This window comes from Flavobacterium sp. IMCC34518 (genome assembly GCF_027111095.2).
GTDB lineage: Bacteria > Bacteroidota > Bacteroidia > Flavobacteriales > Flavobacteriaceae > Flavobacterium > Flavobacterium praedii.
Genome location: NZ_CP114284.2, coordinates 1,869,536 through 1,885,523 on the forward strand (window position 1 = coordinate 1,869,536; position 15,988 = coordinate 1,885,523).

Genomic DNA, 15,988 nt, shown 5'->3' on the forward strand with positions numbered 1-15,988 from the left:
AAGTGTTCTTATGTTAAAAAAAAGGACATGTTGTGGGTTTTGTGTTAAAATTTAATGTTTAAATAAATAGTAGCTTTTCTTTTATATCATTTCTTGCTCCACGGAAGATCTCTAAAAGAAATCCTTTAAATACATATACCATGAAAAAACCTACTTTTTCTAAATTACTTTTTTCTGTTTTCTTTCTATTTGAAAATTTCTTTCAAAAGAATTTTATTAAAACTTCTTTCTGTAAAGATTTTAGAAACTTAAAAAGTCCCGTTTTTGAAAAAAAATCTTTTTTTAGGATAGAGTATACAGCCACTGTTTTTATACTTGCTTTCTTTTTGATGAGCAGTAACGGTGCTTTTGCACAGGAAGGTAGAAAATTTCTCCCAAGACTTTCAGGAGGAAATATAAAGGTTCAAGGGGATGTCATTTTAATTGGTAATACGGTTTTAAATAAAGTTTCGTCAGTAAACGGGAATCCGAATAATGGTGATCCTGTGCAATATAGCCCTGCAGCACCTATTGATGGCGTTAAATATTTAGGAACAGTAACCAATCAAGCTGCACTGACGGCTGAGGCGAACTTGGATAATTTTGCTGGAGGTAACAACAATAATTTTTTTGTTGAATATATAGATTTGGATACCGATCTTTCTACTTTTAATTCAACTGCAGCTACTTTATTTATCAATCAAAAATGTAAAAAAATAGTTTTTGCGGGTTTGTATTGGTCCGCTATTTACCCCTACGATAGAAGTACAAAGTATAACAAAAAGTACGAAGGATCCTTAAGAGATTCTGATTTTAATAAAATTAAATTTAAAACTCCGACAGATGCTGCTTATAGGGATTTGGTGGCCGATGAAATTATTTTTGATGGGTATAAATACAATGGACCTAACGTTTCAGATTCTTTCAAAGACTCCCCTTATGTTTGTTTTAAGGATGTTACTTCAATTCTAGATAAATTAACAGATGCAGATGGTGAATATACTGTGGCCAATGTTAGAGCTTCAAGAGGGCAAAGAGATGGCGGTGGTGCAGGAGGTTGGACATTGGTAGTGATTTATGATACACCAACTTTGCCTAGTAAATTTGTTTCTGTTTTTGATGGTTACGAGGGGGTAAATCCAGATGTAGGTACACCGGGTTATTTGCCTGAAGTTATATTTGATGTTAATGGATTTCGAACTTTGCCTCCAAAATTTGCAGTTAATGCATATATTGGAGTTGGAGCACTAGAAGGAGATCAAAGTGCTGGTGGAGGGGATACTTTTCAAATTTTGGGGAAATTAAATATACCATTTCCTGCTCCAAATCCATTGACCGGTTTTACTGAAATAACAGATGTGCTAAATCCATCTAAAAATTTCTTTAATGCCACTGTCACTAGAGATGGAGTTGCGGTAACCAATAGAAAACCAAAAAGTTCCAATACTTTGGGTTTTGATATTGATTATGTAAAGATTCCAAATACCAATAATGCCACACTTAAAAACGACGAGCAAGGAGCCTATTTAAAATTGACTACCACCGGGGACGGATATGGAGCTTTCGTTACCACTTTTGCAGTAGATATTATCGAACCTATTGTTAAGCTGATTAAAGAGGTAAAGAATGATAAAAATGTTCCTATAGGTAATACCAACGTAAAGTTTGGAGATGTACTTTTTTATGAAATTAACTGGAGAAACTCGGGTAGCGATGATGTTGGCGATAAGGACAGTCACAACAACCCAGTACCTTTTATCATTAAAGATATTCTTCCGGAAAACATAAATTTTGATCCCGCTACTATTGATTTATCGCATGCGGGTGGAGCTACTTTACTAAGTTACGATCCAGCTACCAGAACGATTTTGTTTACAATGCCTATATCGCAATTAAAACAAAATAGTCCAGAATACCAGATACGATTTAAAGTTCAAGTGGTTGCCGATTGTAATGAATTGAAAAATGCATGTATCAATAGTATTGACAACAGAGCTTATGTTAGTTATATTGGGGTGTACAACAATGACAAAGTTTTTACCGATGAAAGTTTAAACTCCTACGGTTGTGTTTTTGTTCCTCAAGCAACTAATTTTTTGGTTGGTATTGACAGCTGTAAGTTCAGTCAGACAATGATTTATTGTGGAAATGATATAACTTTGGTAGCCCGTCCAGGGTACGAAAATTATGTTTGGTCTTCAAGTCCAACAGGAGTCCCTGTTTTAAAATCTGGGCCTGATGCATTTTACACTGCAAGTGCGTCTGGTACCTATTATGTTTTTGACAACACTACTATTTTTCCTTGTAAATCTATTGTTGAGCAAATAACGGTATTGGATGTCAAAGATTTTGTAAATCCAGCAATTGACTATGTTTTAGATACTAAAAAAGGAACTATAGATGCGTGTGATATTAATGGTGAAAAATTACCTAAAATTTTTCTGTGTGGCCTCAGTGATACTGCATTAATTAAATCAAATCTTTCCTATAATTCTACTGCGAAATGGGAAAAACTAGACGAGACAAGTTGTCCAATTCCTGTTTTTCCAATTAATAAAGAATGTGCCAATAAAAATCCTTCCTGTAAGTGGAACGTAGTTGGCACTGCCAATGATTTTCTAGCCAAGGATGCAGGTTATTATAAAGTTACTTTTAGTTTTACAGGTGGTTGTTCCGTTGTCTATTATTTTAATGTATATAAAAATAATCTGGATCCAACTGCTGTTACTACAGATCAATTTTGTACGACACCAGGTTCTATAAAAGTTAAACCTGCACCCTTAGTAGGCTATGAATTTAGTTTAGATAATGCAGCCTATCAGGACAGTCCAGACTTTTTAAATGTAGCTTTGGGTACACATAATGTAAAAGTTAGGCTCAAAGCTGCAGGAGTAGGTTCTTGTGAAATTCCAGTTAAAGGACCAATTACAATATCTCCATTTACTATGGATGTTGAAGTACAGAATGTTAAGCATCCTTTGTGTACAGGAGATTTAGGAAGTTTTAGAATTCAGGCAAAAGATGTTCGCCCGGGTTATTATTTTAGCGCAACACTAAACGGTACTTTAGTTGAATCTGTAGGTCCAATTGGTTCAGTAAACGGTCAAAATTATTATGATTTTACAGGTAAAGCTCCTGGAGATTATGTTGTAAGAACTTGGACACTTGATGGCTGTAATGATGTTCGTACTGTTACAATAAATGCTCCAATAGGATTAAAAGCAACTGCAGCAGTTAAGCCATTAACATGTAATAATGGAGAGATAAACGTAACTGTACAAGGAGGTGTTTCTCCCTATTATTACTCTGTAAATAATGGACCATTTTTAACAAGCAACCTCATTCCAGTTGTTGCACCAGGTGGAAAATATGATATTGTGGTAGCTGACTCTAATGGCCTAGGTTGTAAATATACGATACCTCAAATTACTGTTAATCCAAATCCAAAACCCATATACACTGTTGTTCCAACTAACATTTTGTGTTATGGTTCTAATACAGGAGCTATTAATTTTAATGTGACTTCTAATACAAGTGGTTATACTTTGGCCTACAGCAAAGATGGAGGTACAACTTATTCCAACGATCCTCTTTTTTCTAGTTTGGCTCCGGGCACGTACACCCCAGTACTTAAATACTCTTTAAGTGGTGTAGACTGCTTAGATACTAAACCCGCTATTACCATTACCCAACCTGCAGATGCCTTGAGCGCATCAGCGGGTGTTTCTGCATTGGCAGGATGTGGAGATGTGCTTTTAGGAATTCCAAAAAATTATGGAAAAGTCCGCATCACCAATCCACAAGGGGGTGTGGCACCTTATGAATTCAGTTTTGACAATCAATCCACTTGGACTACCACCAATGATGCCTACAAAGCCCCAGGAACATATACGCTTTATGTTAGAGATTTCAATAAAAAATGTATTTTTAGTGCACCTGTTACACTGGATCCTGAACCTGCAGCACCACAAATCAAAGTAGAGACGCCAGTAGATTTTAATTGTGATGGTTCTGCTACGAGTACTGTCACTATTGCCAATCCAGGAGGAATTACTTATACCTATAACTATTATTTGGATGGGAAAGCGAATACACCAATCACTAATAATGTTTTTACTAATGTATTACCTGGGTCACATCCCGTTAAAGTAGAGTACAAGTTGAATACGGTTCCGACCTTTAGTAATTTATTGTTTGAAAACTTTGGGTATGGAGAGGACGCTGAATCTCCTGGAATCAATACCACTTTTTATTGTTGGGAAAGACAAGTAGTAGCCACACAATGTAAAAGTAGTATTAAGATAAATGATGGCGATTACTCGGTAACAGCCAATATTGTAGATCGCTATGGTCCTTGGGTGCAACCAGGAGATCATACGCCTCAAACGGTTCCTGCTACACCCAAAGGGAGATGCTTAGTGGTGAACTTAGGAGATAAAATTGCTACTACAGATGTTATTTATAAAAAAGTAATTAATGACATTATACCCAATCAACCCATTAATTTTGAGTTATATGCCATGAATTTGCTTGAAAAGGGCAATGGTCAAATTGATTGTAATTTAGCCGTAGCGCTAGTGGATGCCACCGGAAAGGAAATTTCTACTTTTACAACAGGCGATATTCCTAAAGTAAATACAACAGCCACTCTTCCTATAGTTAAAATATGGGAAAAATATCCTAAAACGCCAATAACGCTTGATCCAAAAAATAATACCTCGCTAACTTTTATTATTCGATCTAATAAAATCGGTACAAATGGTAACGATGTGGCTATTGATGACATTAGAGTGTACCAACTGCCAGAAACTTGTTTGTCTACCCAAGGATTTAATGTCAATGTACCAACTGGAAAGGCCTTTGCCGCACAAATTTCAGGAAAGCAAAATGTAACCTGTAATGGTTTAAACAATGGTGAAATTACCATAGCGGCTCAAAATTTTGACGCCATCAAAGGTTTTGAATATTCTATCGACAACGGTGTGACATGGAGCGCCGCAATGACTAGTTCACCTGTTACAATTAAAACTTTGGCAGGAGCATTGTATAAAGTTGTGGTTCGCCCAGTAGGTTCTTCAATTGTTGCCTGTGCCAAACCGTTTGATGTAGCGATTAGTGTACCTGCTGCTTTGACACTAAGCACTTCGGTTACTAAATTAGCAACATGTACCACAGGAGCTACCATTACGGCTGTTGGTGGTGGAGGAACTCCTGCCTATCAATACGAATTGCGTAAGGCAGATGGAGTTACTCTTGTCCCTGGTTTTGGATACAGCAATAACGGTGGAGTATTCACTAATGTTCCAGTTGGTAATTATACTGTTTTTGTAAAAGATGCCAATACTTGTGAAATTCCTGTTGGAAAGGCTGTACCTGTTGATGCAGCACCAGCCTTAACTGCGGCTTTAGCTACTACTACAGATTATTGCTATACCACTGCTAACCCTGCAACTTTAGATGTTACTGTTTCAGGTGGTACAGGACCATTTACCTATAAATTAGATGCTAATGCTGCGGTAAGTTCAGCGGCTACGACCTATTCATTCACAAATGTAGCGCCAGGAACTCACACTGTACTAGTAACCGACAGCAAGAATTGTGATGACACTATTTCGAGTATAGTTATTGCTCCACAAATAGGATTAACCGTTTCTTTAATCAATGATTTAACTTGTTTAGTAGATGCTACTATTGATACTCCAGTAGTTACTAATGGTAATGGAGGACCGTATACCTATACTGTTTCTCATAATGGTGGTGCTGCAACGGCAGTAACATCATTCCCTTATAAAGCAACTACTCACGGTACGTATGTGTTTACCGTAACTGATAGTAGAGGCTGTCCTGCTACTAGTAATACGATAACAGTAACGGCTAAAACCACTCCAGTGGCCAGTCCAAGCAAAACAGATATTACGTGTAACGGTTTAACAGATGGAACCATTACTATAACGGCTTCGGCTGGTTTCACAAGCGCCTATACTTATGCTATTAAACTAAGTACAGCGCCAACGTATACTACGCAAATCACGAATAAATTTACAACTTTACCTGCAGGGACTTATGATGTCAAAGTAATTGATAGTAAAGGTTGTGAATCGGCAGTAGTTCAAGTTACGATTGCCAATCCTACTCCAATAGCTGCCAACGCAACAGTAACGACTACTTTTAGCTGTAGTCCTACCAATACTAAACAAGCCGCTACTATCACGGTTGCACCAACTGGTGGAATAGGAGGGTATACCTATAGTTATAATAATGGAACTTCTTTTGGAAACAATAATACGTTAACAGTAAACGACAACGGAACAATTCAATCCATTAAAATAATAGTAAAAGATGCAAATGGTTGCTTGTCACCTATGCAACAAATAGACTTAGCACCATTAAACCCACCAACGATTGCTACCATTACCAATACGCCAATTTATTGTGCACCTGCTATAAGTACAACTAGTACAGTAACTGTGCCTGTAACCGCAGGAACAGGTGTAGGAACACCTACCTACACTATAACTTCACCAGTGGCTGCTACTACTAATACTACAGGAGCAGCAACTGGAATATTTACAGGATTAACCGCAGGTACTTATGTGTTTAAAGTAACGGATGCCAATGGTTGTTTCGCAACAAAATCTCATAACGTACCAGCATTAACCCCAATTGCCGTTACCGCTACCAAATTGACCGATGTGGATTGTTTTGGAAATACTACAGGGTCGATTCGTTATAATGTGAGTGGTTTCTCTGGAACATACAGTTATTCTGTAAATGGAGCAACTGCAGTAAAAGGACAAACATTGACTCCTTTTACTTTATCTAATTTAGGAGCGAATACTTATAGCGTTGTGTTCACGGATGAAATTACAGGATGTAAAATAAATCCTTCAACTGTAATTTCACAACCAACTGCGGCATTAAACGTAACTATAGTTTCGAATAAAAATGCCAATTGTAATGTAGCGACTGCAAGAGTAGAAGTGCTAGCTGCAGAAGGAACACCAAATTATAGATACTCTTTTGTAACTTCGGCAACAACGCCAGGAGTTTATGGAAATAGCCCTATTGCAAATTTGAATCCTACTACAAATACTTCTTGGTACGCCCATGTTATTGATTCCAAAGGATGTACTTTTATTTTACCAATTACCATTGCTACTGACCCAACACCAACAGTTACTGCTACTGCAGCAGGACAGTGTTTAGGAGTAGGGACTTTTACTATTACAGGGAATAACACAACGCCTGCTGCAGGAATTGTAACACCAATAACCTATAGTTTAAATGGTGGTACTTTTCAATCAGGGAATACCTTTACCGTTACAGCATCAGGTGATTACATCGTTAGAATCAAAGATGGTAACGGTTGTATTGTACCCGCAACTGCAATAACCGTTGTTCCAAAATTAACCTTGAATGCAGTTTTAAATAAAGATATTACTTGTGTTGTAGGTGATGAACCTGCAAAAATTACTGTAACACCAAACGGAGGATCAGGATCATTTACTTATGCAATTACAACACCTGCATCAGAAGCATCAAATGTAACTGGAGTAACTACAGGTGTATTTACAACAAGTGTTCCTGGAAATTATACTTTTACAGTTACCGATGCTACGACGGGTTGTACCTATACAACGACAACGGCTATTCCTGTAACGGCAAAAGTTGATCCAGATATTACAGTAGTAAACCAAACGGCTACGATTAATTGTAACGGAGATGATACAGGAGCTATAAAAGCTATTTATAACGCCTCACTTGGTTTAGCACCGTTCCAATTCAGTATTGATGGTACTACTTTCCAAAATTCAGATACTTTTACAGGTCTTTCTGCTGGTAATTACACGGTAACAATTAGAGATGCCAAAGGGTGTACCGATACAGAACCGATTACTATTACGGAGCCAACCCCAATTACTTTTGTTAGAACAGTAACCCCAATTACTTGTAATACTGTAACGGGTCAATCATTAGGTTCAATAACAATTAATTCTGTAACTGGTGGAACTCCAAATTACATTTATCATGTTACGGGTGTTAATGGGCTTTATGACAAAAAATTTACGAATCAGACTGGAGGCATCGCTGTTTTTGACGTAGTTGATTTTGGTTTGTATCAAATAATCATTACGGATGATAATGGTTGTACTGCTTTTGAAAATAATATTTTAGTTGCTTCACCACCAAGCGATTTAGATATTTCAGTTACTCCAGTTGGTCCAACATGTGCTGGACTAGGATCGGCAGAAATTGCAATTGGTGCTTCACCAACAGCACCAACTGGTCCTGGACCATATCATTTTGCGGTATACAGTCCAGGGTTAACCTATACTGGGCCAACAACTTTACCTTGGTATGATGAAGATGCTGTAGGAAGTAAAAAAACTACTATTCCAAATTTAATTCCTGGAGTTATTTACACTTTTATTGTACACGATTCCGTGACAGGTTGTTATTATTTTGAGACTTCTAGTATTGCAATACCTACAAATTCTACTATAACTGTAAGTCCTTTAACACCAAATAATATTACTTGTAAAGGAGCAGCTGATGGTAATGTGACATTTACTATGAATCATACTTATGGTGTAGCTACTCCAGTTACGTATCAAATTTATAATTCACAATCAGTAACTCCAGTAGGTTCTGTTGTTGCAACAACTATTCCAGCAGGTGGTAGTTTAGTGATTTCAAATTTTGGTACATTACCATTTGGTAATTATTTTGTTTTGGTTACTGAAACAGGTACTGCTACACACGCTGGATGTAGTATCAGTTCTGCGCCATTTGACATAACAGAATCTGCAATTGATTTGTCTATTACAGCTAATATAATTAAGAATTCAAATTGTAATGATTTAGGTATAATTACTGGTCAAGCCAAAGACGGTACGGCTCCATATACCTATCAAGTTACTACTTCTGCAACTCCTCCTTCGGCTTCAGATGCGAATTGGGTTACAGGAAATACTTTTACAAGAGCTGGCTCTTTAGCTGGAACAACATATTATGTTTATGCCAAAGATGCTTATGGTTGTATCAAATCGGATGATGTAATCTTATTACAAGATGCGCCTCCAACAATTTCTGTTCCAACACCAATCTGTTATAATGGTACGGCCTTTACTATAAATCTAGTGACTGATGCTTCAGCAACGGCTACTATTTTACCAGCTACTTACAGCGTAAACGGAAGTGCTTTCCAAAGTTCACCAAGTTTTACCTTCAATGCGGCGGGTACTTATAATTTAGTAATCAAAGACGGTAATGGTTGTACGGCAACTGTACCTTATGAGGTTTATCCTAAATTGGAGTTGTCTGCTGCGGTGACTAAAGTACCAGATTGTACTTTAACTCCAAATGCAGAAATAACATTAACTGTTACTGGTGGAAATACAAACCCATCGGCTAATTACACCTATGAAGTTTCTACTACTGGAGGAGCTCCATGGACAACAATGCCAACCAATGTTCATTCAGTAGCTCCTGTAACTGTTTCAACAACTTTTACGTTTAGAGTCACCGATGCAAACAATGCTACTATTTGTCAAACGACAACTAGTATAGTGTTGGATCCAATCCCTACCACTGTATTTAGCACAACTGAGACTAATGTAACTTGTAATGGTGGTTCTGATGGAACTATTACCGTGAATGTAACGGCTGGTGAAGGGCCTTATACTTTTACCCTTTCTGGTGCAGGTTCGAATACCACGGGAGATGCAAATGGTATTTATACGGGCTTACCAGCTGGAGTTACTTATGTGATAACTGTCATTAATGCTAAGAATTGTCCTTTGGCTTCAAGTCCAATCACTATTGCTGCTCCGTCAGCAATAACTGCTTCAGCGGCTGTTACTACCCCACTTTCTTGTGGCACTGGCAACGTTACGCAACAAGCTACAGTTACTGTAACTGCTAGTGGAGGAACTGGCGTTTTAGAATATAGTTTTGATGGAGGCTTTAATTATTCTACAGTTAGTACCTATACCACCAATATTCCAGGTCTTGTATCAGTTTTGGTTAGAGATGCAAATGGATGTCCAATTGCAGCTGCGGTTACTGCCAATGTATTGCCATTAAATCCACCAACAAATATGGACATTGCAGGCACTCCAATCTATTGTGTTCAACAAGGTTTAGGAGATGTAACAAGTACTGTAACAATTAGTAACCCGCAAAATGGTATTGCTCCATTTACCTATCAAATTATTTCGCCTATTGCCGCTATGATTGATAATGGTACTAATGCTGTTTTCACGGGATTAGCGCCTGATACTTACGTATTCCAAATTACGGATAACAACGGTTGTACCTATCAAGAATCATACACGGTTGCTCCAGTGACTAACATTACTGTCGCGGCTTCGGCTACTTCAAATGTGACTTGTTTTAACGCGGGTGATGGTACCGCTACTTTTGATGTGTCTAATTTTGGAGGCACCTATAATTATACTTTTGATGGCGCACCATTCGCTAATGTAAGTACGGCACAATTAACCTTTACTAATTTAACCCCGGTGCTACATACATTAATTGTTACTGATGCTATCACAGGTTGTCAAGCCACAGCTACGGTAACCATTAGCCAACCGGCTGCAGCTTTAGATTTTACGGCTACTGCAACGAAAATTAATTGTAACAATGATAATGCAACGATTACTGTTGTTGCTACTGGAGGAACAACTGCTTACAAATACGCGGTGGTTCCAACTACAGCTGCTGCACCAGTACCAACGGCTTATGGCTTAAGCAACCAACTTACTGTAGATACGAACTCTGGAGCCAATATGGTTTGGGATGTGTATGTAATGGATGCGAATGGTTGTGTTGATTCTGATTCTGTAACGATTTTAACTGATGCTAATCCATTAATTACTTCCGCCAATCATACCGCTTGTGTAAGTGCTACAGGTACTTATGATATTACTGTAATTGCTACAGGATTCAATCAGCCAACCTTCCAATACAGCGCTGATGGTACTAATTATCAACCAAGTAATGTCATCACGGTTAATGCTCCAGGTAATTATACTATTTATGTAAAAGATGCTAATGGATGTCCTTCTGCTGGATTCCCAATAACGATTTTAGATCCACTTATTCTAACACCAACGGTTACTACTCCAGTATCTTGTGCGAATGGTGATGGTGTAATATCTGTAAGTACGACTGGTGGTTCCAATATTTTAGCCAATTATCAATATAAAATTGATAGTGGTTCGTATCCTATGACTACTCCATTTACTGGATTGGCATTTGGAACTCATAGAGTATATGTTCAAGATATTGCAACCGGTTGCGAGGTTTTCGCTGATATTGATTTACAACAAGCTACCCCAATCACTGGTTTTGCACTAACTAAAACAGATGTGACGTGTAATGGTGGTAGCGATGGTACGATTACAGCCACGATGACTACCCCTGTAGCGGGAGTAAATGATAATCCGGTGTATACATATTCTTTAACAGGAACTACTATTGGAGGTCTAGCATTGACTATTCCTGCAACAGGAGCGCCACTGCAAACCTCACCTATATTTACTGGATTGCCAGCTTCAGATGTGAATGGTTATACCGTAGTTGTGACTTCGGCAAGAGGGTGTACTGCTACCAAAACCGTTGTTGTTGCTCAACCAGCTCCAATTGTGGTGCCAACTATAGTTCCAGTTCCATTCGGTTGTACTGCTGACAATACGGGGAACTTAGCTTCCATTACGGTTACTGGAGTTACAGGTGGTTCAGACAACTTCTTGAATTATGAATTCATTAAGCTTGGAACACCAAATACAGTAGTTCAATTTGGTGCTAGCAATATGTATACCGAAGCGAATCTTTCAGGAGGTTCTTATGTGGTGAATGTATATGACAGTAAAGGATGTATCGGAACATCAACTACCCCAATTGACATCGCTCCTTATATCCAATTGGATAAAGTAAATGTGAATGTTACGCGTCCAATCACTTGTGCTCCTGTAACAGAAGACATTGCTGTTTCGGTTAGCGCAATTGGTGGTACACCTGCTAATTTGCAGTTTACGGTTCAAGATGTAACTTATGACAATAGTGTGCCTCCGATTGCAACAAAAGGAACTTTATATAATGTGACTCTAGTTTCAATAGTTGGTGGTGTGGCTACATTCACTAATTTACCAGTAGGTAATTATGAAATCACAGTGAGAAACTTAGATACAAATTGCGAAATCATCGGCGTACACTATGTGAACGAGCCAAGCACTTTCGACTTAACTATCGATAATATAGTAGATATCAAATGTTTTGGTGGAACCAACGGAAGTGCGGATATTAGGCTAATTGATACAGTACCTTCACCAGTGGATGATGCTGGGCCGTTTACATATACTTTAGTAGATGCTTTCGGAATTTCTTTACCAAATGGTACTTCAACAGCCGCAGGCACAGTGGCCTTGACTAATTTAGCTGCAGGTACGTATACAATTACTGCGACCTTGACTAAAACGCCTTTCTGTACCGTAAGTAAAAACTTTACAATTACAGGACCAAGTGAACCATTAGTTATTAGTGAATTCCATAGTGATATTACTTGTGTTACGGGTAACAATGATGGTTCCATTTCAGCTACCGCTACTGGTGGATGGTCAGGAATTTATGAATATCGTTTGGAAGAAACGTTGTCAGCTTCGGTAATTTCTGATTGGAGTACAACTAGTTCTTTTAATGGATTGACGGCTGGAAATTATGTAGTTAAAGTGAGAGATCCAAAAGGATGTGAAGATTTCAAAACTGTACAATTGGTAGTACCAGCACTAATAACCTTTACGCCGATTATTACCAATGCCACACTTTTGTGTTATGGTGATACTAATGCATCAATTACTATACCACTACCAATAGGAGGATCCGGAGTTTACAATTATGCGCTAGAAGCAACCTATCCTAATGGAACAGTCACGCTTGATGGTCCACAACCTTCTAATGTATTCACCAATTTAGGTGCTGCAAGTTATAAAGTGATTGTAACAGATACTTGGACTTGTTTTAGTGTTTCTAATACTTTAGTGATTACTCAACCTACTGTTGTAACAGCTAGTTTGGTTCAGTCTTCTGTACAAACTTGTTTAAGCCCTGCTACGCTTACATTGTCAGCAGTTGGAGGTACTGGTCCTTATACGTATAGTGCAGATCCAAATTTTGCTACTGTACTGGGTTCATTTGCAAGTTCAACGTTAATTACAGTTCCGTTTACTGCAGTTGGTATAAATCCTTTATTTTATGTAAGAGATGTAAATGGATGTTCAAGCACGGCATCAAATAGTGTTTCTGTAACTCCATTAGAACCTTTAGATTTCAAATTTGAAAATGATGCTCCATTCATCAATTGTTTAGGAGATCGTAATGGACAAATTACTGCAATGGCAGAAGGAGGTTCTGGAAATTACATTTATACCTTATTGAACAGTGCTGGTAACCTTATTGTTCCTTCTCCAACACAACCTACGCCAGGTTTCTTTACAGATCTTGCGGCAGGAAGTTATTTAATGGAAGTAAAAAGTGGTGATTGTACATCTGCTCGTAAGCCAATTACGATCACTGAGCCTAGCTCAAAATTAAGGTATACTCCAAAAGTAACTGATGTGCTTTGTAATGGTTACGCTAATGGTAAACTAGAAATCAGTGCTACTGGTGGTAGCCCTGCTATAGTTTATGCTTTATCGCCTGAGTTAAGTAAATTTGTGACCACTAGTAATTTTGAGAATTTAGAGGTGGGTGATTATAAAGCAATCATTCAGGATTTGAAAGGTTGTAATTATGTTTATGATTTCAAAATTAAGGAGCCAAATGCAATTGATGCCAAAGTCGATGTTTCGGTTCCAATAGTGCAAGAGTTGTGTGCTGGGGAGAAAACAGGAGCGTTTGGTATTGTGATAACGTCTGGCTCAGGAACAGCACCATACAGTACTAGTATCGATAATAAGAATGGGATTTATGTTCTAAATCAAGTTCTTTTTTCTGGTCTTTCCGGTGGAAATCATACCGTTTATATCAAAGACGCTAATTCTTGTACATTTGAATTGCCTGTAGCTTTAGATCCATCGGTTATTCTTAATCCTGTAGCTACTGTTTCTAATGAGTGTGTTAATGATTTGCCAGCCAATAAGGTTACTGTAACTATTGACCCTAGTAATATTCCTGCTGATGTTACATACAGTTTGGATGCTGCAGGGGTTGAGCAAAATAGCAATGTGTTCATCAATCTTACTCCTGGAGATCATTACATCATGGTGCATCATAAAAATGGTTGTGACGATGCTACTCCTGTGTTTCCAATTGATAAAATTGATCCATTGGCTATTACAATTGATTTAGGTGGACTTAATGAAATTGTTGCGACTGTTACTGGAGGTTCATCAGTATATCAATTTACTGTAAATGGGGTGTCTATTGGGTCTAATAATAAATATATTTATTTCAAATCAGGTAATTATACCGTAACGGTAACCGACAGTAATGGTTGTGTTGCATCAGCTACCAAGTATTTTGAATTTATTGATATCATTATACCACCAATATTTACACCAACTGGAGATGGTACGAATGATAGCTGGAAACCAACTAATACAGAGAATTATCCAGATATTAAGTTCGTGGTTTATGACCGTTACGGTCGTGTAGTTGGTACATTTGGCGCAGGACAATCTTGGGACGGTAAATACAATGGTACCGAATTGCCAATGGGTGATTACTGGTATGTGTTGAAATTAAGACACAATCAAGATGATCGTGAATTTATGGGCCATTTTACCCTATACAGATAAGAGGAGTGTGAGGAGTTATCCTAAAATGAAAAAAATTAAAATGAAAAAAATCTTAATCAGTATTTTCCTTTTGACTGTAACAGCCAGTTACAGTCAGGAGTTGAATGTTCCTGTAGCTACTCAATATTTGGCCGATAATCCTTATGTGGTTTCGCCTACTTATGCTGGAATTGGGGATAATTTTAGAATAAACCTCAATGGTTACCAACAATGGGTTGGTGTTGAAGACGCCCCTCGAAGTCAAGCACTTTATGCCGATTTTAGAGTGTTGGATCAGTCGGGAGTGGGATTGACTTTGTATAATGATTCCAATGGAAATACCAAACAAGCTGGGGGCAAATTAACTTTTGCGCATCACATAATTTTGGATTATTATTCCAAGCAATATCTATCCTTTGGACTTTCGTATATTTATAATTCATTTCGTATTGAAGTCCCTGATTTAGCTACTGTTCCTAACGATCCAGGAATTACGGATAACCGTTCTACTACGAATAATAACTTTGAAATTGGGTTTTTATATCGTAACAAAGGATTCTATGTTAGTGCAACGGCTACTAATATTTTGCAAAAAAATATCGATTTTACAACGACTAAACTGGAACCTAATTTGCTTACCAATTATCAATTGTATGGTGGTTATGTGCTTGATTTAGGGAATAGAGATGAATTAGAACCTTCTGCTTTTTATCAATTATTTCAAAGTGATGGCCGTTCCAATACCGATTTAAATTTAAAATACCGAAAATTCAATAGGTATGAAGATTATTATTGGATAGGAGCTACCTATCGTTTTTTGAATGATCAAATAGGTCGTCCACTTGGTATAGGTCCAATGGTTGGATTTACAAAAGGATATTTCTCAATGGGTTATTCGTACCAAGTAACATTAAACAACGATTTGGTATCTCGTAATTCGGGTACCCATTCTTTGACTATCGGGTTTCGATTTTTGCAAGGGGTTAGTAATTGCCCTTGTACACAAAGTCCTGTCCACGATTAGACTAGCGTTATTGTTTTTAGATTTTGCATAATTAAAGGCTTAGATTTTATAATCTGAGCCTTTTTCTATTACAATACTATTCTTCTAAGTTCTCCTTTCTCCTTTCTATGTTCCGCTTTCTGAGTTCCGCTTTCTACTTTTTACATTCTTCCTTCTGCTTTCTACTTTCTTTTTTCTGCCTTCTGCCTTCTAACTTCTACCTTCT

At 37.7% G+C, this 15,988-nt stretch carries 2 protein-coding genes; both read left to right on the forward strand.

Translation table 11 applies throughout. The features are described from left to right. Positions 1-140: 140 nt before the first annotated feature. On the forward strand, positions 141-14,780 hold the full coding sequence (locus tag OZP06_RS08185; RefSeq protein ID WP_281324468.1) for a T9SS type B sorting domain-containing protein: 14,640 nt from the start codon (positions 141-143) through the stop codon (positions 14,778-14,780). Positions 14,781-14,820: 40 nt separating this feature from the next. Next, positions 14,821-15,783 carry a type IX secretion system membrane protein PorP/SprF gene (locus OZP06_RS08190; protein WP_269224444.1) on the forward strand — a complete coding sequence of 321 codons (963 nt, stop codon included), beginning with the start codon at positions 14,821-14,823 and terminating at the stop codon, positions 15,781-15,783. Positions 15,784-15,988 lie beyond the last annotated feature (205 nt).